Below are 25648 nucleotides of genomic sequence, written 5' to 3'. Positions count from 1 at the left end.
GAGGATTTAACTGATATGGGAATTCGCAAGTACAAGCCGACGACCCCGGGTCGTCGCGGTTCGAGCGTCTCCGATTTCGCCGAGATCACTCGCTCGACTCCGGAGAAGTCGCTCATCCGTCCGCTGCACGGCACCGGTGGGCGTAACGCGCACGGCCGCATCACCACCCGGCACAAGGGTGGCGGCCACAAGCGTGCATACCGCCTCATCGACTTCCGTCGCCACGACAAGGACGGCGTCAACGCCAAGGTCGCTCACATCGAGTACGACCCGAACCGCACCGCGAACATCGCGCTGCTGCACTACCTGGACGGCGAGAAGCGTTACATCATCGCGCCCCAGGGTCTGAAGCAGGGCGACGTCATCGAGCAGGGGCCGAACGCCGACATCAAGCCCGGCAACAACCTGCCGCTGCGCAACATCCCCGCCGGCACCGTGATCCACGCTGTGGAGCTGCGGCCCGGTGGCGGTGCCAAGCTGGCCCGTTCGGCCGGTGTGAGCATCCAGCTGCTGGGTAAGGAAGGCACTTACGCCTCGCTGCGTATGCCGTCCGGTGAGATCCGTCGCGTCGACGTGCGCTGCCGCGCCACCGTCGGCGAGGTGGGCAACGCCGAGCAGGCCAACATCAACTGGGGCAAGGCCGGCCGTATGCGGTGGAAGGGCAAGCGCCCGACCGTCCGTGGTGTCGTCATGAACCCGGTTGACCACCCGCATGGTGGTGGTGAAGGCAAGACCTCCGGTGGCCGCCACCCGGTCAGCCCGTGGGGCAAGCCCGAGGGCCGCACCCGCAAGCCCAACAAGCCGAGCGACAAGCTCATTGTCCGTCGCCGGCGCACCGGCAAGAAGCGCTAGGCCGCGGAAGGAGTAGCAGCGATGCCTCGTAGTCTCAAAAAGGGTCCGTTCGTCGACGACCATCTGCTCAAGAAGGTCGACGTTCAGAACGAGAAGAACAGCAAGCAGGTCATCAAGACCTGGTCGCGTCGGTCGACCATCCTCCCCGACTTCATCGGGCACACGTTTGCGGTGCATGACGGCCGCAAGCATGTCCCGGTGTTTGTCACGGAGGCGATGGTCGGGCACAAGCTCGGCGAATTCGCCCCGACGCGCACCTTCAAGGGTCACATCAAGGACGACCGGAAGAGCAAGCGGCGATGAGTACCACAGTCACTGAATACCCGTCTGCACAGGCGAAGGCGCGCTTCGTGCGCGTCTCGGCGAGCAAGGCCCGCCGTGTCATCGATCTGGTCCGCGGCAAGAGCGTCGAGGAAGCCCTCGACATCTTGCGGTGGGCGCCGCAGGCTGCCAGCGAACCGGTCGCCAAGGTGATCGCCAGCGCTGCCGCCAATGCGCAGAACAACGACGGTCTGGACCCGACGACGCTGGTGGTTGCGACCATCACCGCCGACGAGGGGCCGACCGCCAAGCGCATCCGTCCGCGTGCCCAGGGGCGTGCGTTCCGGATCCGCAAGCGCACCAGCCACATCACCGTGATCGTGGAGAGCCGTCCGCCCAAGCAGAAGGCCGCCGCAGGTTCCGCGCGTAGCCGTCGCGCTCAGGGCAGCAAGGCCGCCGCCGCGAAGGGCACGGCCGAGACGAAGGGAGGCTCGGAGTAGTGGGCCAGAAGATCAATCCCCACGGTTTCCGGCTCGGTATCACCACCGAGTGGAAGTCCCGGTGGTACGCCGACAAGCAGTACAAGGACTACGTGAAGGAAGACGTCGCCATCCGGCGTCTGCTGGCCACTGGTCTTGAGCGCGCCGGCATCGCCGACGTGGAGATCGAGCGCACCCGAGACCGGGTCCGCGTTGATATCCACACCGCGCGTCCCGGCATCGTCATCGGTCGCCGTGGCACCGAGGCCGACCGCATCCGCGCCGACCTGGAGAAGCTGACCGGCAAGCAGGTTCAGCTCAACATCCTCGAGGTGAAGAACCCTGAGTCGCAGGCTCAGCTCGTCGCCCAGGGTGTCGCGGAGCAGCTGAGCAACCGCGTGGCGTTCCGTCGCGCGATGCGCAAGGCGATCCAGTCGGCCATGCGTCAGCCCAACGTCAAGGGCATCCGGGTGCAGTGCTCGGGCCGCCTCGGCGGTGCTGAGATGAGCCGCTCGGAGTTCTACCGCGAGGGTCGGGTTCCGCTGCACACGCTGCGTGCGGACATCGACTACGGCCTCTACGAGGCCAAGACCACCTTCGGCCGCATCGGCGTGAAGGTCTGGATTTACAAGGGCGACATCGTCGGTGGCAAGCGTGAGCTCACCGCCGCCGCGCCGGCCAGTGACCGGCCGCGTCGTGAGCGTCCGTCGGGCACCCGGCCGCGTCGTAGCGGTGCGTCGGGCACCACGGCGACGAGCACCGAGGCCGGCCGCGCCGCGACCGGAGACGATGCACCGGCCGCAACCGAGGCCGCGGCCGCTCCGGCGCCCGCAGCTGAGAGCACGGAGAACTAATCATGCTGATTCCCCGCAAGGTCAAGCACCGTAAGCAGCATCACCCACGGCAGCGTGGCATCGCCAGCGGTGGCACGCAGGTGAGCTTCGGTGACTACGGCATCCAGGCCCTCGGCCACGCCTACATCACCAACCGGCAGATCGAGTCCGCTCGTATCGCCATCAACCGGCACATCAAGCGTGGCGGCAAGGTCTGGATCAACATCTTCCCGGACCGCCCGCTGACCAAGAAGCCCGCCGAGACCCGCATGGGTTCCGGTAAGGGTTCGCCGGAGTGGTGGATCGCCAACGTCAAGCCGGGTCGCATTTTGTTCGAGATCAGCTACCCCGACGAGAAGATCGCCAAGGAAGCGCTGACTCGCGCAATCCACAAGTTGCCGATCAAGGCACGCATCGTGAGTCGAGAGGAGCAGTTCTGATGGCAGTGGGAACTACGCCTGGTGAACTGCGCGAACTGTCCGACACCGAGTTGAAGGACAAGCTGCGCGAGTCGAAGGAAGAGCTGTTCAACCTGCGCTTCCAGATGGCGACCGGTCAGCTGGCCAACAACCGCCGGCTGCGCGTCGTGCGCCAGGAGATCGCACGGGTCTACACCGTGCTGCGTGAACGTGAACTGGGCCTGGCTTCCGGGCCCGTTGGTGAGGAAAGCTAATGGCAGAGACTAAGGGCCCGAAGCACACGCCGGCCACCGAAACGCCGCGCGGCCGTCGCAAGACCGCCATCGGCTACGTGGTCAGCGACAAGATGCAGAAGACCATCGTGGTCGAGCTGGAAGATCGTAAGAGCCACCCGCTCTACGGCAAGATCATCCGGACCACCAAGAAGGTCAAGGCGCACGACGAGAACGGTGACGCCGGCATCGGCGACCGCGTCTCGCTGATGGAGACCCGGCCGCTGTCGGCCTCCAAGCGGTGGCGGCTGGTCGAGGTGCTGGAGAAGGCCAAGTAGCCTTCTCTGTTCCGCGCGAGCAGACTGAAAAGTGCCCCAAACCTTCGGGTTTGGGGCACTTTCGTGTATCGGGCTAACCGGTGGGCGGCATGAGCACCGTGTCGATGAGATAGACGGTGGCATTGGCGGTGTGGACTCCGCCGCACACCACCGATGCGTCGTTGACCTTGAGCGCGTCGCCAGAGCCGGTCACCGTCACGGATGCACCCTGCACGGTCGGCCAGCTGCCGACCACCTTGGCGGGACTGGCCTGCCCCGGCACGACGTGGTACGTCAGGATCTTGGTCAGCATCGCGGAGTCCGTCTTCAGCTTCTCGATGGTGGCCGGGTCGATCTTGGCGAATGCGTCGTCGGTGGGCGCGAATACGGTGAACTCACCTCCGTTGAGGGTGTCCACCAGGTTGACGTTGGGATTCAACTTTCCGGACAACGCTGAGGTCAGCGTCGTCAACAGCGGGTTGTGCGACGCGGCGACGGTGACCGGATCCTGCGCCATCCCGACCACCGACCCGGGGCCCGACGGCACTTTCTCCGCGTACGACGCGCAACCCGGGCCCACCAGGTCTGACGCCGGGTCGGCGGCCATCGCCGGCGCGCTCGTGGACTCCGGTGTGGCCGGTGCGGACCGTGCGGTGTCGTTCGAGCAGGCGGGCAGCGCGAACAGCGCAGCAGCGGACAGTCCCGCCACCGCGGCCAACTTGTATTGAAGAATCAACATTTTCCGACTCCCTGCGGGTGGTTGACGGTGATCGCCGTCACTTTCTCGGTCGTTGGGTATTCGGAGCGGACGCGAATCCGGATGGGTGTTGATTTCGACCAATCCGGAAGAGCGGCGGTGCCGAATACCCGGGCATGTACACCTTGGTGCTCGTCGGATTCCTCGGCGGACTCGTCACCGGCATCTCGCCGTGCATCCTGCCGGTACTGCCCGTGATCTTCTTCTCCGGTGCGCAGAGTGCGCGCGTCACCGAATCGAACGGCACGACGATCGTCGCGACGAAACCGACACTGGCCGACACGCTGCGCCCGTATCGGGTGATCGTCGGCCTGGTGCTGAGTTTCAGCGTGGTGACCCTGGTCGGCTCGGCGCTGCTGCAGCTTTTGCACCTCCCTCAGGACGCGCTGCGCTGGGCGGGCCTTGTGGCCCTGACCCTGATCGGGTTGGGCCTGATCTTCCCGCGCTTCGAGCAGCTGCTGGAGAAGCCGTTCAGCCGTATTCCGCAGAAGCAGTTCGGTTCGGGGAGTAGTGGTTTCGGACTGGGGCTGGCGCTCGGCGTGCTGTATGTGCCGTGCGCGGGCCCGGTTCTCGCGGCGATCGTGGTCGCCGGTGCGACCGGGTCGATAGGCGCCAACACCGTTGCATTGACCCTGTCGTTCGCGATCGGCGCCGCGCTTCCGTTGCTCGCCTTCGCCCTCGCGGGACGTAGGGTTGTCGAGCGAGTGAACGCTTTCCGCCGTCAGCAGCGCAAGATCCGGCTGGTCGGGGGAATTGTGATGCTGGTTTTCGCGGTGGCGTTGGCCGCCAACGTGCCGGCGAAGCTGCAGCGGGCGATCCCGGATTACACCAGCGGGTTGCAGGACCGGGTGGCCACCGCGGGCGAGGTCCAAGACCGGCTGAGCCCGACCGGCAGCGGGGAGTTGTCGAATTGTCCAGAAGGCGCGGCGGAACTCCAGAACTGCGGTCCCGCACCGGATATCACCGGTATCACCGGTTGGCTCAACACCCCTGACGGCGCGCCCGTCGACCTCAAGTCGCTGCGCGGCAGGGTGGTGCTCGTCGACTTCTGGGCGTACTCGTGCATCAACTGCCAGCGGGCGATTCCCCACGTCGTCGACTGGTACGACAGATACCAGGACTCCGGTCTGACCGTGATCGGTGTGCACACACCCGAGTACGCGTTCGAGCGGGTTCCCGGCAACGTGGCCAAGGGTGCGGCCGACCTCGGCATCACCTATCCGGTCGCTCTGGACAACTCGTACTCGACCTGGACGAACTACGAGAATCGCTACTGGCCGGCCGAATACCTGATCGATGCGAATGGCGTTGTACGGCATGTGAAGTTCGGCGAGGGAGGCTACGACGACACCGAGCGGTTGATTCGCGAGTTGCTCATGGACGCCAAGAACACGGCGTTGCCGCCCCCCGTGAACTCGCCCGACGTGACGCCGACGTCGGCACTCACGCCCGAGACCTATCTCGGAGTCGGCAAGGAGATCAACTACGCCGGTGAGGGGATGTACGACGAGGGCGACATGGCATTCGACTATCCGAAGAGCCTCCCCGCCGACTCGTTCGCGCTACGAGGGCCGTGGCGCCTGGACTACCAGGGTGCGACAGCTCAAGGCTCTGGTTCGGCCATCAAGCTCAACTACCAGGCCAAGCAGGTCTATCTCGTGGTGGGTGGGACGGGCACCGTGACCGTGCTGCGGGGCGGCGAGACGACCACCGTGCCGGTCAGCGGACCGCCCACCCTGCGTCAGATCGTCAACGATCGCGACCTGCATCGTGGCGAGATCGAGGTTCGGTTGAGCCAAGGGCTGCAAGCTTTCTCGTTCACCTACGGGTGACCGGCGATGACCACCGCCGACTCGGCGCTAGGCTACCGATCGATGGCACGTACGCCGGACGTGAGCAACGTACTCGACGCGCAGCTGCGCCGGGTGGCCCGCGGCGACGCCGAGGCGTTCGCCGGGCTGTACGACGCCACCAGCGCGCGGGTATACGGATTGATCATCCGGATACTGCGCGATCCCGGTTACAGCGAGGAGACCACGCAGGACGTCTACGCCCAGGTGTGGCGCCGCGCCGCGGACTATGACCCGGAGCAAGGTTCGGCGCTCGCATGGCTCATGACCTTGGCGCATCGCCGCGCGGTGGATCGGGTGCGGGCCGAGGTGGCCTCCAGCCGGCGCGAGGCGCGTTACGTCGCGCTGAGCGCCCAATCCGACACCGACGTGGTCGCCGACTCGGCGATCCGCTCCGACGAGCAGCGCCAGGTGGCCGATTGCCTGGGATCCCTCACCGATCTGCAGCGGCAGGCCATCGAACTGGCCTACTACGACGGACTGACCTACCCGCAGGTGTCCGAACGGCTGTCGACCAGTCTGGGCACCGTCAAGACCCGCATGCGAGACGGACTGCGCAGGCTGCGTGATTGTCTGGGGGTGACATGACCAGCGATTCCGAGTTGCCGAGCCTGGCGACGGCATACGCGTTGGACGCGGTTTCCGACTCCGAGCGCGTCGACATCGAACGCCGGCTGGCCGATGCTCCCATTGAGATCGCCGAGGCGTTCCGCGCTGAGGTGCGTGTGGTGCGCGAGTCGATGGCGATCGCGTCATCGACGACGGCGACGGCTCCGCCGGCGTCCCTGCGCCGGCGCGCACTCGCGGTTTCCCAGCGCCCGCACCGTGACCGGTTGCGTTGGCGCACAGGGTTGGTGGCGGCCGCCGCCGCCCTGGTGGTCGGCGCGGGCGGCTTCGGAGCAGGGCTGGCGCTGCGGCCGGCGAGTGCCCCGACCTCGGCCGAGCAGGTGTTTTCGGCAGGCGACGTCCGCACGGCGACCGGGCAACTGAGCGACGGTGGCACCGCGACGTTCGTGTACTCGCGTGACGAGCGGACCGGTGTCCTGGTGATGAACAACGCGGCACCAGCACCTCCCGGGATGGTCTACCAGATGTGGCTGATGACCGATCAGGGGCCGAAGTCGGCGGGAATGATGCCGCCCATGCTGCCGTCGACCACCGCCATGGTGCGGGATCTGGGGGATTCGACCGCGCTGGCGTTCACCATGGAGCCCGACGGCGGGTCGCCGCAGCCGACGGGGGAGATGGTGGCCCGGCTTTTCGCTGACGTAAGTCGCGATCGAACGGGCGAATGAGAGCTCTGACGACATCGGGTAGCTTTCGACAGCGCTTTCCCGGCACTCGAACTGTCAGCAAATTCATTCGATCTTGATTGTTTCGCCTCGGGGACGCGCGGCGCATAACTATTTCAGTTCGTCCCGACATGTCGGCAATAGCCGCATAAGCTGCATCGGGTGACTGCACGGATATTGCCGCTGCTCGCCGCCGCGATGATCGTTGCCGGAACTACCCTGCCTGCTGTGGCGAGTGCCGCTCCAGAAGATGACGTCTCACTGGTGAACTCTCCGACGCTTAATCTGCGGACCCTCGGGGTGAATTCGGATATCGCGCTGTACGGAATTCAGGGCTCACAAACCCTCACAATTCCGGTACCGCGTGGACTGATTCCCGCCGAGCTGGCCGCGACGGTGCAACTGCCGGTCAACACCCGCGGAGGCACCCTTGAGGTGACACAGGACCAACGCGTTGTGTCGCGCGTTCCGCTGCCGCCGGATCAGGCGCCCATCACGATTCCCCTGACCGGTGCCCGGGTGGTGGAAAACGCCCTGACCGTGCAGTTGAACAGCTACCTGACGATGCCCGACGGCTATTGCGCGTACGACCCCACGAACCCATTGCGGCTGCTGAACAGCGACGTTCGATTCACCGGTGCGGAACAACCCCCGACGGTGATCGCCGACTTCCTGCCGCCGGTACTGAGCAAGCTCACGCTGTTCGTCCCGCCGAATCCGTCGCAATCAGAAGCCGACGCCTCGATCCGGATCGCGACGGCTGTGGTGGCCCGGTACGGCCTGCAACGTCCCTCCGTCGACGTCGTGACGACCGATGGCGGTCCGGTTGCGCCGCCGCAGCCGCTGGAGCGGCAGGTGATCGTGCGCGAGGGAGATGCACCCGGGCTGAGCCTGCTGGGCCCCAATGCGGTTCCGGCCCTGCTCATTTCAGGTCCCGCGGGAGAGGTCACCAACCAGGCCCGGTTGCTGTCCAGTGACATCTCGAAACTTGCCGTGCAGTCGAAGGCCGTCGTGGGACCGCTGTCCAACACTCCGCAGCTGCCGAGTGACCACACCACGATCCGTAAGCTCGGCCAGCCCGGCGTCAACGCCACGGCCCTGGTGAATCCCCGCGTCACGGTTCCGCTGGATCAGACCCGGCTGGGCCGAGCGGTCCACGACGTCCGGGTCCATCTGCAGGGTTCGTACACCCCGCTGCCTGCGAGCGTCGCCGGCCAGGTGGTGGTCAGCATCGGTGGGCAGACGATCGATCGTTGGCCGACCGCGGCCGACGGCCGGATCGACCGGTGGGTCGACGTGCCGGACTGGCAGCTGCAGCGCTACACCAATGTGGATATCGCGATCGATGCGGCAGGCAACACCGGTCGATGCGGCGAGTTCCAGCCGATCACCTTGACCATCGACGGCGAAACCCCGGTCGAGAGCAAGCTGGCCAAACCTCCTGTCCCAACAGGGTTCCAGTCGTTGCCACAGGCTCTCATGCCGCGGGTGGCGGTCGGGATGGACCCGGGATTCGCCAACCTGCGCCGAGCGGTTCAGATCCTGACGGGGCTGCAGCGCCTGAGCTCGCGCCCCTTCGACGCCGAGGTCCGTTCGCTGGCCGACGCCGTCGCCTCGCCCAACCCCGCATTGCTGATCAGTGCCGACGGCTGGAACGACGACCGGATCACGCTGCCCGTCGCCGTGAATTCCGATGGTCTGATCACCGTCGAAAACGTTGACGGGTCAGGGAACTCGTCGACTTTGACACTCGATCCGAAGGTGGGCTTCGGGTCACTGCAGACCGTCTACACCGGCGGCCGCTCGGTGCTGATCGCCACCTCCAGCGAGGCTCCCGGGGAGCTGGACCGGCTGCTGGGCTGGCTGGGGAGCGATGTGCCGCGATGGTCCGGCTTGTCCGGCAATGCCGTGCTCGCGATGCCGGGGCGCGATCCCTTCACCCTGACCACTCCCGCTGCGGGCCCCGAAAGCGCTGCGGCTGCTGATCACAAGTCGCTACGGCTGCGGGTCGGTGCCGGGGTCGTGATACTCGCGGCGCTGGGTGCCGGGCTGGTCGCATGGCGTGGGCGGTCCCGGGGACAGTCGTGACGACGACGCTGCAGGGCACCCGGCGCGATTGGGACCGGCTGGCGCAGTGGTGGTTCGGCTTACCTCCCACGGTCCGGCTGGTGGCGCGCTGGGCGCTCATCGCCGTGCTCACGGTGGTGGCATTCCGTGCGAGTCTGCGCAACCTGATTGAGACCACCCTGGAGGGTGGTCTCATCGGTTATGTCTGGATGGTCCCGATCGCTGCCGCCCTCGCAGCAGTCGGAGTGAACTTCCGGCGTCGTACCGAGCTGCCGATCCATGACCGGCAGACCGACATCATCGTCGGGGTGATCGGGCTGGGTCTTGCGCTCATGGTGCAGGGGGTTCTGCTCAAGCGGTACTCGGAGTTCTTCCACTTGATGCGGCTGGATCTTCTGGCGCTCTGGCTGTTCATGGTCAGCAGTGCTCTCGTGCTGTTCGGCGTGCGTCCGGTGGCCCGGTTCGGTTGGGTGTGGGTGCTGTTATCGCTGATATCCGCGCTGCCCTATCAGGTGGTCGTCATCACGCTGGGCGGCGGAAACTTCGCCGCAGGCGTGGGGACGCTGTTGATCGCGGCGGCGGCCACCGCGATCGCGGTGGGCCGCACCCGCAAGCGTGCGGTGGTCGGCGCGCTCGTCGCATTCGCATTCGGTTTCGTGATCCTCTTCGTGATCGACAAACTGTGGCCGCATGCGCCGGTGATCGTCTATCAGATGATTCCGTCACTCGCGTCGATCGTCGTGGTGGGCATCGCGGCATTTCTGTACGCGCGCCGCGGACAACCAAAGAAGCTGCTCGACCGCAAGATCGAACCACTTGCTGCCAAACAGATCTGGACCGCGGTTCCACTGGTGGTCGCGGTCGCGGTCGCCCTCGCGTTCATGCCGTTGCCATACCAGCGGAGCGCCACGGTGATCAGCCGCAGCGCACCGTATGATCTGGCGCCCGGCACGCGGCTGGTGCCACCACCGGGATGGTCGATCACCGGCGAGCAGCGATACACCGGGGTGAAACGGTATTACGGCGACGAAGCCGTACTCATCCGTCAGCGGATGACCGCGGACGTCGGCGACCCGCGGTTCGACAAATTGTCGGCGCGGCGAAACCTCATGGTGGACAGCATCGTCAGCGAGTTGCCGTTCTCCTTCGACGCGTATCCCGGGCAGGTGCTCTATGACACCACCGGGACCCGGCTCAGCAGACCCCAACCGGTCGATCTCGGCCATGGGGTGAGGGGGGAACTCTTCTCGGCGATCGACGACCGGCTACTGGTGAGCTGGGACGTACTGCGATTCGCCTGGGGCGACCACAATGAGGACCAGGTTGTCGACATCTTCGCGGTGGACAACCATCTGCCCGACGCGCCGTTCCCCGATCCGCAACGGGGCCTGGTTTCGACACTGCGAAACCTGTTCACCGTGCTGTTCCGCGGCAATTCGGTTCTGGTGCAGCGCAGGCCGGCGTACAAGGACGCCGAGCTGCTCACGGAATTCGGCCGGGCCCTGGTGGCGGCGCAGTTCGTGAAAGGTGCCGGTCAATGACTTTCGACGAGACATTCGCCCCTGAGACCGTCACCGCCGAGCAGCGTGATTACGCGCTCAACCGGGCGATCAACGGGTTGCGTGAGGACGATCCCGTTCATTCGGCGTCCAAACCGTTGATCGGTTGGCAGAAGCCGGTGCTGTGGGGCCTGCTGGCGATTGTGATCGCCGTGGGTATCTGGCGGCCCCTGCAGACCACGGTGACGCTCATCGGGTTGTGCACGCTGGCCTACCTTCTGACCCTCGGCGACCGGGTGCTGATCTTCAAGCGCGGGTTGGCGTCGCGTCCCATCGTCATCCCCGATGACGTGGCGCGGGCGATTCCCGATGGCGATCTCCCGGCGTACACGATCCTGGTGCCGGCCTACAACGAACCGGAGGTGGTCGCCGACCTCATCGCGGCGATGGATGCGCTGGAGTACCCCAGAGACCGCATCCAGGTTCTGTTGCTGCTCGAAGCCGACGACCAGGTGACGATCGACGCCGCGAAGGCCTGTGGTGAATCCGATGTCATCACCATCCTTTTGGTGCCGCCCGCCGAACCGCGCACCAAACCCAAGGCGTGCAACTACGGTCTGCATTTCGCCACCGGCGACATCGTCACGATCTTCGACGCGGAAGATCTGCCCGAGCCGCTGCAGCTGCGTCGTGTGGTGGCGGCCTTCCGCGACCTGCCCGACAACGTGGCATGTGTGCAGGCCAAGTTGGTCTATCACAACGGCCATCAGAATCTGCTGACGGCCTGGTTCACTGCCGAGTACGCACTGTGGTTCGGCTATCTGCTGCCCGGCATGATGGTGAGCACATCGCCGATTCCCTTGGGCGGCACCTCCAATCACCTCCGCCGTGACATCCTGCGGAAGATCGGCGCCTGGGATCCGTTCAACGTCACCGAAGATGCCGACCTGGGTCTGCGCATCGCCTCGAACGGCTATCACACCGCAGTCATCGACTCGTACACCCTCGAAGAGGCCAACAGTGACGTGATCAACTGGATCCGCCAGCGCTCCCGGTGGTACAAGGGCTACCTGCAGACCTGGCTGGTACACACCCGTGAGCCGGTGAAGTTGTACCGCACGTTGGGATTGCGCGGTTTCGTCCGGTTCAACCTGGTGCTGGCGGGTACCCCCATCATCGCGGTCCTGAACCTTTTGTTCTGGTTCATCACCGTGTTGTGGTTCCTGGGGCAGCCGGACGTCGTCGGCTCGGTGTTCCCGCCGCTGATCTACTTTCCGGCCTTGTTCGCCATGATCATCGGCAACTTCACGGTCATGTACATGAACATGATCGCCCTGCGGGAGGACGATCGATCCGATCTGCTGCTCGCCGCGCTGAGCGTGCCGCTGTTCTGGCTGATGATGAGCATCGCAGCCGCCAAGGGTGCCTACCAGATGATCAGGCAGCCGTCGTTCTGGGAGAAGACCTTTCACGGGCTGGCCGAGCGTCCAGAGGACAAGGCTGCCCACGAGCAGATGGCCTCCTCGGCGTGATGCCAGCGGCGGCCGGCCGGTCGGATTTCAGGCTCAAGCTGACGATCTTCGTCGCCATGCTCTTTGTCTATCTCGCAGTCGGACACTGGCTGCAGGTCCAGCACGGGTTCATCATGGGCGACACGTTGTCACGGGTGGTGGCAACGCAGTCGGTGCTGTTCAGCCGTGATCCGCACCTGGCTGCCCTCGGGTTCATCTTCACCCCGGTGGCCGCCATGGTGCAGATTCCGGCGGTCGCGCTGGGCGCGGTGTGGCCGGATATCGCCGGCCGGGCGTTCGCAGGCACGATCATGTCGGCGACCTTCATGGCCGGCGCCGCGGTGCAGATGTTCAGTATGGGCGCCGATCGTGGTCTGCCCCGGGCATATTCGGTGACGCTCACCCTGTTGTTCGCGCTCAATCCGATGATCGTCTTCTACGGTTCCAACGGGATGAGCGAAGCGCCGTTCGTATTCTTCATGACATGGGCTGTGCGCCGGCTCATCCTGTGGATGGTCGACGACGATGTTCACCACCTCGTCGCCGCGGGCGGTATCGCGATGGGGTTGGCCTACCTGACCCGTTACGACGCAGCCGCTTGCGTGGCGGCAGCCGGGTTCCTGGTGGCCATCACGACGTATCTTCGGGCCAAACCGCCGCCCCGGTTGCGGCGCGCCTTTCTGGACATGTTGATCGTCAGCGGCCCCGGGTTTCTGGCGTTCCTCGGCTGGGCGGCCGCCGGCTGGCTGATCACCGGCGAGGCGTTCGCGCAGTTCACCTCGCAGTACGGCAACACGGCGATTCTTGAACAATCCGGGCAGACGGCGCCGAATCTGTTCGACGGAATGGTTTTCGCCGCGGTCTGCATCATGCTGCTGGCCCCGACCATGCTCCCGCTGGCGCTGTGGGCGTTCATGCAGCGATGGGGGCGGCCGAACTGGCAGATGCTGATCGTGCCTGTCGCGTTGTTCGGTGCGGTGCTGGTGTTCCAGTCGTACAGCTACGCATCGGGATCGACGTTCCCGTTCCTGCGGTTCTTCATCATCGCGATACCGCTGTGCGTGACCATGGCGATGCTCGGGGTTCCGGACGGGGCCTTCAGGACGCCGACGCGCAGGGGCAGATATGCGCCGCCGGCTCCGACTGTCGAACCGGTGAAATCCAGGTCCGCCGCACCGTATGTCGCCGTTGCCGCGACGGTCGCCCTCGGTATCCCGGTGACGATGCTCGGTATGGCTCAACCCAAATACGCGCCACAGGAATACGGGCTCGGTGCGGTGCTGAATCCGGATCCGTACAACGTGACCGAGCGGAAGGCGATCGAGCACCAGATCGCCCGGACGTTCAAAACCGAGCGGGATATCGCCCAGTACCTGGAGAATCTCGACCTGCCGGACAGCTCGGTGATCACCGATACGGTTTACGGGTTCGGAATCCTGGCCGCATCGAGCCGGCCGCAGGTTTTCGTGATTCCGTCAGACCCGGATTTCACCGAGTTGCTCAATGATCCGACCGCCAACGGGGTCAGATATCTGCTTGCGGTTCCAGCGACCGGGCGCGGCACATCGGATGCGCTCAATGTGCGCTACCCGACGTTGTACGACACGGGTGCCGAGGTGGCAACCCTTGAGCTGGAGGTTCCCAATGACGGTGACGGCCAGCCGGATTGGCGGCTCTACCGGGTGAACGAACCCGTCGGCAGGAGATAACCGGTCATCAAGGGTGGGCCGCGGTGAACGCCGGGCAATCATTGGCTGCCGGGACCGATTTCATCCGATCGTTGAGCCAGCCCACCGCCGCGGCGGGTTGGACCTGCTCGCGTGTCGCTTCGGCCCAGAAGGCGATCTGGATGCCGTCACCCATCTTGCAGGCTTCGGTGAGCGCCCGCTCGGTCGAAGCAGCCGGGATCACCGAGTCCTTGCCGGCGTAGATGACATACATGGGGGCTTTCGTGGGCCCTTGCGGCAGATTCGTCTTCTGGAGGTAGCCGCGCAGAGTCTTCAGCGCTTCAGGATTGGCGGGCCGCAGATCATCGGCACTCAGCTTGTCTGCCAGGGACTTTCGTTGCGCTTCGTCCTTGCATCCGAGCAGGGTGTCCCAATTCTCCTGGGCGGCACCACGACGGTAGTCGTCGAGTTCGAAGTCGTAGTAGTACTGGTCTTTCAACGCGGCGAGGTAGGCGACATAGGCCAGTTTCTGATCGGTGTTCAGGGTGCCTGCCATCGCCCCGTCCGCGAGGGCGTCGATGTTCGCCATCGGCGCCAGGGACGCGGTGGCGACCAGCTTGAGGTCGTAGCCGTAGTTGTCGATGAGTTCGTTTGCGGCCCAGGTGGCTTGCCCACCCTCGCGAGCGCCCAGTGCAGCCCATGATGTGGAGGCGTTCGGCACGATCGTCCGGGCTGCCCGTACTGCGTCGATCACGTTGTAGCCGGCCGTTGTCGAGTCCAGATATGGGTGGAAGTCGTAATCGTCTGGTTTGGCCGGTTTTCCCAGGCCCTGGTAGTCGGGCACAGTGACCACGTAACCGGCGTTCAGCAGGGCCACCACCGTCGTCGCCTCGCCGCGCAGGTCGGGTGACAGCGACGGTGCGCAGTCCGCCGACGTTCCGGTGGCCGAGTGCCCCAGGGCCACCACCGGGAAGCCCCCCGCCGGTGGGTTGCCCTTGGGTACGAATACCGTGCCCGTCACGTGAGACACCGCATCGTTGACACCGTTGCGCGAGGCGTACGTCATGACCCTGGCCTGCGCGCTCGCGTCGCGCAGCGCCGGCACCAGGTTGTCCAGGGGCGCATCGGAGACGACGTGGCCGGCGCTGTCGGGGTCTTCGGCCGAGCCCTGGGTCGGCGATCCGCCACACGCCGTGAGCACTGCGAGGGCAACTGACAGCAGAACAGTGACTCGAAACATCGGACGTCCCCTACCTGGTGATCCGTAGCTGGTCGGCGGGCAGCCTCCATCTTTTCATCGGGGTGTGGGTGAGGTCTGGCAGATTGGGCACCATGTCTGTGATCGATGTGACGTCGCACGGCGCCACCGGGGACGGAACGACCGACGATTACGCGGCCGTGATGAGCGCTGTTCGCGAAGCTACTGACGCCGGTGGTGGCACGGTGTTCTTCCCGGCGGGTGAATACGCGTTGTCGGATTCGATCGGTAACGGCGACGATGGCTTCGCCCACATCTGCCTCCTCGGCGCAGGTGAACGCGCTGCTCGATTGCGGGTGACGGCCGATGTCGCGCCGATCAGCGGACGCTGGATCGAATGCCGAATCGAGAACCTCAAGATAGATGCGAACTCTCAGGGTTCACCGGGATTCGACGTCGACTTGGACAAGAGCTATGTCAGGCATTGTTGGATCGCGGGCTGGACCGATTACGGCATGCGGCTCAACACCAACACCGAGGGCCTGCTGAACTGGATCGACGACAATTTCATCGAACAGGCCACCGGCTACGGCATCTACACCACCTATCGGTTCTTCGATTCGTGGATCGTGAACAACAACATCGGATCGACAGGCCCCAACCTGTCGATCGAGGCCGGGCCGGTGCGCATCCTCGCCAACCACCTCGACGGGGCGCCGAAGAACAACATCGAGCTGCGCGGTAACAAGCAAATGACGATCATCGGCAACATCTGTGAGGGCGCGCGGAGAGAAGCCATCGTCTTCACCATGCCGTCGTGGCTGGAGTCCGATGACGAACAGATCGCCATCGTCGGCAACAACATCACCAACGGCGGTAAAGGTGCCCCGGTGAATATCCGGCGATCGGGATCTATTCGGTCGACGCCGAACACCGGACCAAGGGGTTCAACGTCACCGGCAATTACATCGCCAACACCGACGAGGGGGCAGGCTGGAGCTATGCGGTGGACGCCCAGTACGTCGATGACCTCGCGATCTCCGGAAACCAGTGGGACAACAACGGATACCGTGTCGCTCCGGTTCGGGCTGAGGGCCGCAACGTCGGCGTCGCGGGCAATACATCGGGTAACCGGACGCCGTCACAGCGCTTGGTGATCACGTTGTCCGGCGCCGGTACTTTCGAGAGCTCTCCGGGCGCCGAGTACGTCTATCTGCTCGCCGCAGGGGCCTCGGTGGCCAGATTGCCTACAGCGCAGGGAAATACCTGCCGCTATACGGTGAAGAACATTTCCGGTGCCGACGCGACGTTGAGCGCCACTAGACGGCAGATGATCGACGGTGGTGCCGAATTCATCCTCACCAACGGTGCGGCCGTCGATCTGATCTCTGACGGAGCGAGTTGGTGGACCGTGTAACTGGCGCAGTGCTGAGTGCCGGAGGCTGTCCGGTTGAAGTCCGACGGTGATCGTGTGCTTGCCGGGCGGCCAGTGTTATTGCTTGACGAAATCGCCCGGCTTGTACTTGTGGTCGAAGAATTCCTCTTTGGGCCCGTACCACCGGATCAGGCTGAACCAGCCTTTGCCTGGGGTCGTCTTCAGCCAGTTCTTGGCACCCTCAGGAGGATTCGGTCCGATGTGGAACGTGACCGAGCCGTCGCCGTTGAACTCCAGGTCGTTCATCGAGTTCAATGACGGATATGTCTGGCCCGGTACGTCCACCCCGGAGGCTGTTTCGGCGTCATACACCGTGACCGACCACAGGATGTTGGCCGGCGGGTTGGCCGGAAGGTCGATGGTGTACATGTTCTCGCCACGAAGGTACTCGCCGTTGCTGTCCTTATAGGCCGCACCATATTTGGCACCGAATCCGACGATCGAGGACATCATCCCGGTGCTGATCGAATACGCGTTGACGAACATGTGCGCCTTGGCATTGACGTCGGTGTAGCCCGTCTTGCGGTCGCGGAACTGTTCGTCGAGCAGGGTGTGCCAGAAGTCGTCGAGCTCGGTCTTGGCATGCGCCACCCAGTGGCGGTCCTCCCACCACAGCGCATTTTCCTCCTGATCGAAGTGTGCGGCGATGTTCTTTGCCATCTTCCACGCGGTGTGAGCACCCTGCTCGAGCAGTTCGTGCTGGCGCTCGGTGGGGGCGAACTCGGCGCCCTTGGCGATACCCAGCGCGGCCAGCGTGCCGTGCATGTAGGGATCGACGGAATCGATCCGCTCACTTTGGATCAGTTCATTGAGCATGTCGAAGTAGCCGGCGTCGTGCGCGAACAGAGCATTGGCCGGGAGGTCGGAGACATGCTGGAACTTCATCGGTTTGGCCTCGCCCTTGAGGGGCCGGACCACGAGCCCTTCGACCGCCTTCACCCCTGGCGACAGGTCATCGACCGACTGGAAGAAGCCTCGCTGGAAGATGAATACCCCGTTGGTGGGGCATTCGTAGATGAAGTACTCCTTCGGGTCGATTCCGAGTTCGTCGATTTTCTCCCCGGCGGGCAGGACCAGGTATTTGCCGCCATTGCCCTTGTCGGGGCCGGGGATGCCGATGTCACCGAGGTACTGGACGTCACCGATCTTGGGCCCGGTCAGCGGGCGGTGCCAGAAGTCGTCCATCAACCCCTGGATCTTCGGCGGTGCCTCCAACACCAACGGCCCGGTCTCACTCAGGTCGGCGAACCCCATGCAGTAGATGACATCGGAGTTGGGTGTGGTGATGACCGTGTTGGGTTTGAGGCGCTTCTCGTAGACCGACATCACGTTGTAGCCGGTCCCGGCGACCGCACCCAGGCCCTTCTTCATGGCGTACATGTTCACCGCAGGCAGTGCCCACAGGTAGCACTGCACCGCGCGTTGAAAATACAGTTCCTCGGTCAGCGCCTGCGCGGCGTCGTCGGTCGGGTAGCCGCCGTTGAACTGGGCATCGGCGATTGCCTTGAAACGGTCGGGGTTCGTCATGTCAGTCTGTGGCCTTCCTCGCGGGCGCATGCCGTGACCTTGACTCCTACACCGGCGGTTGCCGCGGTCAGACCGGCCGTACGCAGTGCTGCTCGTCGGTTCAACTCCAAGGCCATGCTCTGCGCCTTCCCTCCGGCGGGCTGGTGTGGTGTCGAAACTACCGTGCGGGTCTCGACGAATCGCGTAGATCTGTGGATCGAATTGAATTGAGCCAGGCCGAACTCGGCGCGATTGTTTTGCCAAGATCACCCAAATCGGGTGAGCCGCCAACGCGCCGCGGATGTTCTGCGGGCGCAGGCATATTCACCGAAGGAATTCCCGATATCGATGGAGCGCCCAGCTATGGTCGAAGCGGACTGCTCAACAAAAATCCGAACAGAGCCGGGAAGGAACTGTTAGAGATATGGACGTGCAATTGACGCGCCGCGGCGCGTTGCGCACCGCGGGTTTGGCAGCCGCGACCGCCGGAGTCGCCACGGCGCTGGCCGCATGCTCGACCGGCAAAGACGAGGCGGACACCTCGGGCTCGACATCGTCGCCGGCGCCGGGTGCGCCCAACGCGCCTGCCCAGGCGGAGAAACTCACCCAACCGGCCTCCGGTGTCGGGATGTTCCCCGGCTACGCCCAGACGATCGCCCAGTTCGCCTACGTCTGGGGCTGGCCGATGGTCAACATGCTCAATCGGCGCTCCAAGATCACCCAGGCTCCCCACCCGGGCCTGCTCAACGGCGTGTTACCGGCCGCCCCGCAAGGCCGGCTTGGCATGTTGTCCGACTACATCGACCCTGCCGAGACGTTCGTGACCTGCCCCAATCAGGACGTGGTCTACGGGCTGGCGTACTTCTCGCTCGATGACCAGCCCGTGATCGCGCAGGTACCCGATTTCGGCGACCGGTTCTGGGTGTACGCGCTCTACGATGCCCGGACCGATCAGTTCGGTGAACTCGGCAAACCCTATGGAACCAAGCCGGGGTTCTACCTACTGGCCGGACCGAACTGGAAGGGGGACGCCCCCGACGGCGTGCAGGCCGTGATCCGGAGCTCCACCTCGTTGGCCAACGCGATACCGCGAGTGTTCATGGACGACACACCCGAGGACCGAGCGGCGATTCAATCGGTAATCAACCAGATCGACATCTATCCACTCAGCGATTTCGACGGAAAGATGAAGACCACCGATTGGGCCAAGGCTCCCGTCATCCCCGGGCCGCCGGCCGATGCCGGCGGCGGTGAAACGAAATGGGTTGTTCCTGAACAGTTCTTCGATCAGATCGGCACCATATTGGATCAGGTTGCCCCCTTGCCAGGCGAAGAAGCGCTCTACGCGCAGATGCGGTCGGTGCTGGACTCGGCCAACCAGAATCCCGACATCAAGAAGGTTCTCGTGGACACCGCTGTGGCCACCGAGCGCGATGTCATCGGACCGTTCTTCCAATGGGCTCACAATGGTCGGCCCGCGGGCAACGGCTGGAATCGTTCCACCAACAACGCGCAATTCGGTATCGACTACTTCGACCGAACGGGTACCTCGCGATCGAATATGTTCGACAACCGGCCCACCGAGACGCAGTACTTCTACACCGACAACGACGCCACGGGCGCGCCGATGGTGGGTGAGAAGTCGTACAAGGTGACGTTCCCGGCCGGGCAGGAGCCGCCCGTCAAGGGATTCTGGTCGCTGACGCTGTACAACGACAAGCACCTGTTCCACCCCAATGACCTCAAGCGGTATTCGCTCGGTACCAAGAACAAGAACCTCAAGCGCAACCCGGATGGGTCACTGACGCTGTATGCCGGTGCGAATTCACCGGGACCGGACAATGAGTCGAACTGGCTGCCCGCACCGAACGGACCGTTTTCTCTCTACATCCGCGCCTACTGGGGCGAGCCGGGTATCACCGAGGGCACCTGGAAGCCGCCGGCTATCGAAGTGGTTTGACAGAGCGGCGGTGCCGTAGCCCTGGCGCCTTCGAATCTGGTTTGCGGACAAGTGGTCCCACACAGCTCTGCCGCGCTCTCATCAATTGCGGCGATCTGGCACCTATCTGTTTGCTGCCTGATTCCCTTTTTAGGCAACGTACGGTTCGTGGCGTTATTTGGCTTCTCGAATTGAGTAGCTCGGGTGAATCGCGCTCGAATTGTGTGGTCCGGCGGCATAATTGGCTGCCATGGATTCCAATTCGAAGTCATATCAATCCGATAAGCCTGATGAATTGCGTGCGCAGCTCCCGCGGCGCAAAATGTTGGGGGGTCTGGCGGTAGCGGGTGTCGCGACCACTCTGATCGCCGCATGTGACGACAAGTCTGCCGGTGGATCATCCGGCGGCAGTGGGGGATTGAAGACCGACAACGGCGTCAAAGGTGCCACCGAGGCGACCAGGGTGGCGAACAAGAAGGTGCTCGACAGCTTGCCGTTCAACGAGCGCGGCGACTTCGAGGATGCGCAACGGAATCTGGTCGGACGACCGGATACGTTGACGATCAAGAACGCAGACGGCGGTGTGGTCTGGGATCTGGAGGAGTACAAGAAGTACATCTCCGACGACAAGCCGGCGCCGGACACGGTGAATCCGAGCCTGTGGCGCAACGCGCAGTTGTGCATGGAGTACGGCCTGTTCAAGGTGGCCGACCGCATCTATCAGGTGCGCGGCTACGACCTGTCGAACATCACGTTCATCCAGGGTGACACCGGGTGGATCGTGTACGACACCCTGATCTCACCCGAGACCGCCAAGGCTGCCTTGGACCTCGCCAATCAACACCTCGGTGCCCGCCCGATCGTCGCCGTCATCCACAGCCACTCCCACGTCGACCACTACGGCGGTGTCCGCGGCATCATCAACCAGGCCGATGTCGATTCCGGCAAGGTGAAAGTCATTGCTCCGCAGGCGTTTGTCGAGGACGCCGTCAGTGAGAACGTGATCGCCGGAAACGCGATGGGGCGGCGGGCGGTCTACATGTACGGTGCGCTGCTTCCGCGCAATGCTGAGGGAGGCGTCAACGGCGGCCTCGGCATGACGGTCTCCACGGGTCTGCCCACGCTCGTCATCCCGACGGACATCATCACCACCACCGGCCAGAAGATGACCATCGACGGAGTCGACCTCGAGTTCCAGATGACCCCCGGCACCGAGGCGCCGACCGAGATGAACACCTTCTTCCCGCAGTTCAAGGCCATGTGGATGGCTGAGAACACCACCAATACGATGCACAACCTGCTGACCCTGCGCGGTGCCCAGGTGCGTGATGCCCGGATCTGGGCGAAATTCCTCGACGACACCATCAATACCTACGGGCCCAACACCGAGGTGAAGTTCCAGAGCCACCACTGGCCCATGTGGGGTCACGACAAGATCATCGACTACTGGAAAAAACAGCGTGACATGTACAAGTACATCCACGACCAGTCAGTGCGGTTGATGAACAACGGTCTCGTCGGCTCCGAGATCGCCGAGGAGATCCAGATGCCGCCGGAGCTCGGCAACTTCTGGCCGGACCGCGGCTACTACGGCACGCTCAAACACAACTCCCGGGCGGTCTACCAGCGGTACATGGGCTGGTACGACGGCAACCCGTCCGATCTGGATGACCTGCCGCCGGCCGACGCTGCCAAGAAGTACGTCGAGTACATGGGCGGCGAGGACGCCATCCTGGACAAGGCGAAAAAGGACTTCGACGCGGGTAACTACCGGTGGACGGCGATGGTGCTCAAGCAAGTGGTTTTCGCCAATCCGGACAGTGTGAACGGCAAGAATCTGTTGGCCGACAGTTACGAGCAGATGGGCTATCAAGCCGAGTCCGGGCCGTGGCGGTCGGTATACCTGCAGGGCGCGTACGAGCTTCGCAACGGGGTGCCGACTTCCGGCGGAACCGATACCGCGAGCCCGGACACCATTGCCGCGATGCCGCCCGAGATGATGTTCGACTATCTCGGTGTGCGGTTGAACGGCCCCAAAGCGGCAGGTAAGAAGATCTTGCTCAACGTCGATTTCACCGATCTGAAGAAGCAGTACGGCCTCACGGTTGAGAACGGTGTACTGAACTATTCGGACGGGTTGCTCCCGCAGTCCGATGCCACGTTGAAGTTGACCAAGGCGACGATGAACGACATCCAAATGGGCAAGGTAAAACTGAACGACGCCATTTCGGCGAACAACGTCACGTTGGATGGCAACAAGCAGTCGGTGGAGGACTTCATCGGACTGATGGACACGTTCCCGTTCTGGTTCAACATCGTCACGCCGTAGCTGGGACAATGGTGTGCTGCCGCGGGCAGCGCACCATTTCAGCGCAGCCGACGGTAAGGAATACGATGCAGCCGGCCGGAACAACTCCGATGCAGCCGGTGCCGTGGTTTCTCGCGACCACACCGTCATCGAGCCCGGGGATGTTGCCGCGTCAGGCGATCGGCCGGAGACTGAACGAGCACATCGGCGGGAGACGCGCGGTGCTCGTCGCCGCTCCCTCCGGGTTTGGCAAGACCGTCGCCGTCGCGCAATGGGCGGCCGAGCGGCAAGTCGACCAGGTTGGGTCGGTGGCCTGGTTGACGCTGACCGAGCGGATCAACGACCGCAGCGATGTGCTGCGCGGCATGCTGACCGCATTGCTGAACAGTGCGCGCGATGCTGGCGACAGCGCGCTGGACCAGGCGTTGTCGTCGGCGTTCGATTCGGCGTCCTACGATGCGGCGGTTGCCGCGGTCATGGCCGTCAATCCGAACCGGGACGTGACCATCGTGATCGACGATTTCCAGTTCGCCCGGTCGGTGTGGAGTGACGGCGATGTCGTGGAGTTGGTCGAGAACGGGCCGCAGTGGTTGCGATTCGTCCTGATCACGACCGACCCGGTGAGCCCCTCATGGGCCCGACTGCGGGTTCACGACAAGATCGAGGTCATCGGTTCGACCGAACTCGCCTTCACCCCCGACGATGTGCAGGCGTTGATCGCCGCAGCCGGTAGTTCACCTCAACCAGACGATATCGATCGCATCATGGTGGCCACGCGGGGCTGGCCCGGTGCGGTCCGACTCATGCTGGTGAGCGGCGAGGGCGCTCCGACTTTCACCGTCGACGTCGATCTCACCGACTACATCGGGACCGCCGTGTTGGCCCGGATGCGGCCCGACTTGGCTGAATTCGCGCTGAAGGCCACCGTGTGTCCCCGGGTGGACGAGCAGCTGGCCCGCGCACTCACCGGTCATCTCGACAGCGGAGAGCTGCTCAACGACTGTGTCGCGGCCGGGCTGTTCATCGAGCGGATCGGTTCAGGCGAAAGCGCTGTCTATCAATGGCATTCGATGTTCGTCAAACACTGCCAGGAGATTCTGAGACGGCGGGACGTCGAAGAGTGGAAACGGCTCAACCGGGTGGCGGCAGCCGAGCTGGCGCAGAAGTATCCCTTGGATGCGGTCGAGTTGTCGATTCGTGGCGCAGATCGCGCCGGATATGACATCGTCGCCGACCACTGGCTCGAGCTACTTCTCCAATCCCGTTCCACCGCACTTGATCTGGCTTGTCTTCGTCTCACCGAGGCCTTCGGTGAGAATCCCGAGACCCTGATGATCCGGTCCAGCTGCCGGGCCATGACCGGCGATGACGTCATGGCGGCGTTGTTGTTCGGCCGGGCCGAAGCGATGTCGCAGCCTACGGGTACGCCCAAGCGGTTGGAATTCATCGCCGACCTCACCCAACTCCTGATTTCTGCCGATCGCGAAGTGATGGATCATGCCGCGGGCCGGGTCGAGGCTGCCTTGACCGATCGTGACGTGGTCTCCCCGCGAATCTACGCGTGCGCGCTATTCGTTCTCGGCTGGGCGGATTCCCGGATGCGCCGGACGCCGACGCGGGGATCGGCACTACTCGAGGCCGCAGTGAGCGAGTGTGCGTCGTTGGGTCTGCTTGAGGTCGCTCACCGGGCCCGGCAGACACTTGCCTTTGCCCTGGCCCATTCGGGTGAACTCGATCGAGCGCATCAGGCGCTGCAGCTTGCCGTGCAATCCGAGGAGGTGACACCGGAACTGTGGCTGTCGCACGACGGTGACGGTATCGAACGATTCACGGCCGGCTGGATCCACTTTTGGCGAGGCGAAATCGGTTCGGCTATCAAGGATCTGATTCCGGCGAGCGGCACCGCCGGCGTCGGCTACCCTGACACATCACGGATGTTCCTGGCCTTCAGTGCTGCCACCTTGCGGGACAACGACGTTCTGGCCACCGCCGAAGCCGCCGTTTCCCGTATGCCCGATGCCGATAGCCATGGAGTGCCATGGATCAGATACAAGACAGCCGCGCGGGCCCGGCTGGCCGAAGCTCGTGGCGATCACCCGCTGGCGCTCGAACTTGCCGCCGGCGTCGTCGAATCCACGCACGTACCGATGATCTCGGCGGTGCTGTCAGGGATGTGCCGACGACTCGGCGCATCGGAGTTGGCCGGTCGCCTGGCGAATCAAGCTCTGGAGCCGCAGGTTCCGTCCAACGTCGCGGCGTACGCGTTGTTCACGTTGGCATTGCTGGATTGGCAGGATGGTCGGGCTGAGCAGGCCCACCGGCGGATGGAAGAGCTGGTCACCGTCGCCTACCCGGAGCGGGTGCGCTACCAGTTCGTCGACAACTCCGATCCGGCAGGCAAGGAACTGCTCGCCGCGCACCTGTCCTACACCGCGTACGGGGATTTCATCGAGGAATCCCTTCTGGCGAGCGAACATTCCGCCTCCGATACGAAGGCTGCAAGCCTGACCCGGCGCGAGCGGGAGATCCTGGCCTTCCTGCGGACACCCATGACGATGCAGGAGATCGCCGACAAGATGTCGATCTCGCTGAACACGCTCAAGACACACCAAAGGGCGATCTACCGCAAACTCGGTGCCGTCAACCGCAGGGAGGCCATCAAACTCGCCGGCCGTTAGTGTCGAGTCGTGGCTGATGAACAGGTCGCGGTGTACGACGCCGAAGGCAACGTCACCGGAACCGCCTCCCGGACCCGCGTCTATGCCGAGGGGCTGTGGCACGCCAGCGCAGGCGTGCTGCTGCGCTCCACCGACGGCACCCGTATCTACGTGCACCGTCGCACCACGACCAAGGCGGTGTTCGCCGGGATGCACGATTGTCTGGCCGGTGGGGTCGTCGACCCGGGGGAGACGCCTGTGCAGACCGCCACCCGGGAACTCGCCGAGGAACTCGGCGTCACCGGTGTGCCGCTGGCGCCGTTGGCATCGGCGGCATGGGACGGGCAATGGGCCCGGCGACCGATGCGGTGTCACCTGTTCGCGTTCGAGGCACGCTGGGACGGACCGGTCTGCCACCAGCCCGAGGAGGTTGCCGACGGGTGGTGGTGGACCGACGACGAACTCGCGCGGCACGTGGGTGACCCGACCTGGCCGTTTGTCCCCGATACCCGGGTTTTGATGCCACAGCTCCTTACGTCAACACCCTTGAGCTAGTGCCGCGGGTGCGTCTTACTGGGTGGTACACAGC

22 protein-coding genes and 1 pseudogene are annotated in these 25648 nt (G+C 64.2%); 20 read left to right on the top strand and 3 right to left on the bottom strand.

Annotation, left to right across the window (positions count from 1 at the left end):
* The first annotated feature begins 15 nt into the window (after nucleotides 1-15).
* From rplB to rpsQ, 7 genes and pseudogenes are all read left to right on the top strand, one after another.
* Nucleotides 16-852 carry a 50S ribosomal protein L2 gene (gene rplB, locus ACNQVK_RS30555; RefSeq protein WP_044516133.1) on the top strand — a complete coding sequence of 279 codons (837 nt, stop codon included), beginning with the start codon at nucleotides 16-18 and terminating at the stop codon, nucleotides 850-852.
* 21 nt (nucleotides 853-873) lie between these two features.
* Nucleotides 874-1155: a 30S ribosomal protein S19 gene (gene rpsS, locus ACNQVK_RS30550; protein WP_029106857.1), complete on the top strand. Its 282-nt coding sequence runs from the start codon at nucleotides 874-876 to the stop codon at nucleotides 1153-1155.
* A pseudogene (gene rplV, locus ACNQVK_RS30545) lies at nucleotides 1152-1598 on the top strand (50S ribosomal protein L22); the annotation flags it as partial. The gene rpsS and the pseudogene rplV, both read left to right, overlap by 4 nt.
* Before the next feature lie 14 nt (nucleotides 1599-1612).
* The gene (gene rpsC, locus ACNQVK_RS30540) at nucleotides 1613-2446 is read left to right on the top strand and encodes a 30S ribosomal protein S3 (protein ID WP_409550182.1); all 834 of its coding nucleotides are present in this window, start codon (nucleotides 1613-1615) and stop codon (nucleotides 2444-2446) included.
* Nucleotides 2447-2448: 2 nt separating this feature from the next.
* Nucleotides 2449-2865: a 50S ribosomal protein L16 gene (gene rplP, locus ACNQVK_RS30535; protein ID WP_205262643.1), complete on the top strand. Its 417-nt coding sequence runs from the start codon at nucleotides 2449-2451 to the stop codon at nucleotides 2863-2865.
* Nucleotides 2865-3098, top strand: a complete 234-nt coding sequence (gene rpmC / locus ACNQVK_RS30530) for a 50S ribosomal protein L29 (RefSeq protein WP_217155699.1) — start codon at nucleotides 2865-2867, stop codon at nucleotides 3096-3098. The genes rplP and rpmC overlap by 1 nt, the downstream gene beginning before the upstream one ends.
* Nucleotides 3098-3394 carry a 30S ribosomal protein S17 gene (gene rpsQ, locus ACNQVK_RS30525; RefSeq protein ID WP_409550184.1) on the top strand — a complete coding sequence of 99 codons (297 nt, stop codon included), beginning with the start codon at nucleotides 3098-3100 and terminating at the stop codon, nucleotides 3392-3394. The genes rpmC and rpsQ overlap by 1 nt, the downstream gene beginning before the upstream one ends.
* Nucleotides 3395-3467: 73 nt before the next feature.
* Here the strand turns inward: rpsQ and ACNQVK_RS30520 are convergent, their stop codons facing one another.
* Nucleotides 3468-4112, bottom strand: a complete 645-nt coding sequence (locus tag ACNQVK_RS30520; protein ID WP_418032503.1) for a fasciclin domain-containing protein — start codon at nucleotides 4110-4112, stop codon at nucleotides 3468-3470.
* Between the two features lie 134 nt (nucleotides 4113-4246).
* On the opposite strand from ACNQVK_RS30520, the gene ACNQVK_RS30515 reads away from it, so the two are divergent.
* The 7 genes from ACNQVK_RS30515 (at nucleotide 4247) to ACNQVK_RS30485 (ending at nucleotide 14058) form a co-directional block, all read left to right on the top strand.
* Entirely contained in the window at nucleotides 4247-5962 is a 1716-nt protein-coding gene (locus ACNQVK_RS30515; RefSeq protein WP_418032502.1) for a cytochrome c biogenesis protein DipZ, read from the top strand.
* 42 nt (nucleotides 5963-6004) lie between these two features.
* Entirely contained in the window at nucleotides 6005-6568 is a 564-nt protein-coding gene (gene sigK, locus ACNQVK_RS30510; RefSeq protein WP_418032501.1) for an ECF RNA polymerase sigma factor SigK, read from the top strand.
* A complete protein-coding gene (locus ACNQVK_RS30505; protein ID WP_418032500.1) occupies nucleotides 6565-7275 on the top strand; it encodes an anti-sigma factor domain-containing protein in 711 nt (236 codons plus the stop codon). The genes sigK and ACNQVK_RS30505 overlap by 4 nt, the downstream gene beginning before the upstream one ends.
* 159 nt (nucleotides 7276-7434) lie before the next feature.
* Entirely contained in the window at nucleotides 7435-9360 is a 1926-nt protein-coding gene (locus ACNQVK_RS30500; RefSeq protein ID WP_418032499.1) for a hypothetical protein, read from the top strand.
* Nucleotides 9357-10880, top strand: a complete 1524-nt coding sequence (locus ACNQVK_RS30495; RefSeq protein WP_418032498.1) for a hypothetical protein — start codon at nucleotides 9357-9359, stop codon at nucleotides 10878-10880. Before ACNQVK_RS30500 ends, ACNQVK_RS30495 begins: the two co-directional genes overlap by 4 nt.
* On the top strand, nucleotides 10877-12370 hold the full coding sequence (locus ACNQVK_RS30490) for a glycosyltransferase (RefSeq protein ID WP_418032497.1): 1494 nt from the start codon (nucleotides 10877-10879) through the stop codon (nucleotides 12368-12370). The genes ACNQVK_RS30495 and ACNQVK_RS30490 overlap by 4 nt, the downstream gene beginning before the upstream one ends.
* Complete coding sequence (locus ACNQVK_RS30485; protein ID WP_418032496.1) at nucleotides 12370-14058, top strand: ArnT family glycosyltransferase; 1689 nt, start codon at nucleotides 12370-12372, stop codon at nucleotides 14056-14058. The genes ACNQVK_RS30490 and ACNQVK_RS30485 overlap by 1 nt, the downstream gene beginning before the upstream one ends.
* Before the next feature lie 7 nt (nucleotides 14059-14065).
* On the opposite strand, the gene ACNQVK_RS30480 is transcribed toward ACNQVK_RS30485, so the two are convergent.
* Nucleotides 14066-15256 carry a lipase family protein gene (locus tag ACNQVK_RS30480; RefSeq protein ID WP_418032495.1) on the bottom strand — a complete coding sequence of 397 codons (1191 nt, stop codon included), beginning with the start codon at nucleotides 15254-15256 and terminating at the stop codon, nucleotides 14066-14068.
* A gap of 92 nt (nucleotides 15257-15348) precedes the next feature.
* Between ACNQVK_RS30480 and ACNQVK_RS30475 the strand changes: the two genes are divergently transcribed.
* Complete coding sequence (locus tag ACNQVK_RS30475) at nucleotides 15349-16371, top strand: glycosyl hydrolase family 28-related protein (RefSeq protein WP_418032494.1); 1023 nt, start codon at nucleotides 15349-15351, stop codon at nucleotides 16369-16371.
* A 5-nt stretch (nucleotides 16372-16376) separates the two neighbouring features.
* The gene (locus tag ACNQVK_RS30470; protein WP_418032493.1) at nucleotides 16377-16631 is read left to right on the top strand and encodes a hypothetical protein; all 255 of its coding nucleotides are present in this window, start codon (nucleotides 16377-16379) and stop codon (nucleotides 16629-16631) included.
* A gap of 75 nt (nucleotides 16632-16706) precedes the next feature.
* On the opposite strand, the gene ACNQVK_RS30465 is transcribed toward ACNQVK_RS30470, so the two are convergent.
* Entirely contained in the window at nucleotides 16707-18176 is a 1470-nt protein-coding gene (locus tag ACNQVK_RS30465; protein ID WP_418032492.1) for a DUF1254 domain-containing protein, read from the bottom strand.
* 409 nt (nucleotides 18177-18585) lie between these two features.
* On the opposite strand from ACNQVK_RS30465, the gene ACNQVK_RS30460 reads away from it, so the two are divergent.
* The 4 genes from ACNQVK_RS30460 (at nucleotide 18586) to ACNQVK_RS30445 (ending at nucleotide 25614) form a co-directional block, all read left to right on the top strand.
* On the top strand, nucleotides 18586-20115 hold the full coding sequence (locus ACNQVK_RS30460; RefSeq protein WP_276128361.1) for a DUF1254 domain-containing protein: 1530 nt from the start codon (nucleotides 18586-18588) through the stop codon (nucleotides 20113-20115).
* A gap of 301 nt (nucleotides 20116-20416) precedes the next feature.
* The gene (locus ACNQVK_RS30455; protein ID WP_418032491.1) at nucleotides 20417-22423 is read left to right on the top strand and encodes an alkyl/aryl-sulfatase; all 2007 of its coding nucleotides are present in this window, start codon (nucleotides 20417-20419) and stop codon (nucleotides 22421-22423) included.
* A 65-nt stretch (nucleotides 22424-22488) separates the two neighbouring features.
* Nucleotides 22489-25080, top strand: a complete 2592-nt coding sequence (locus ACNQVK_RS30450) for a LuxR C-terminal-related transcriptional regulator (protein WP_418032490.1) — start codon at nucleotides 22489-22491, stop codon at nucleotides 25078-25080.
* Nucleotides 25081-25089: 9 nt separating this feature from the next.
* Entirely contained in the window at nucleotides 25090-25614 is a 525-nt protein-coding gene (locus ACNQVK_RS30445) for an NUDIX hydrolase (protein WP_418032489.1), read from the top strand.
* The last annotated feature ends 34 nt before the right edge of the window (nucleotides 25615-25648 follow it).

This window comes from Mycobacterium sp. 134 (assembly GCF_048282715.1).
GTDB classification, from domain to species: Bacteria; Actinomycetota; Actinomycetes; order Mycobacteriales; family Mycobacteriaceae; genus Mycobacterium; species Mycobacterium septicum.
This window is presented reverse-complemented; position numbering and strand designations above follow the sequence as displayed.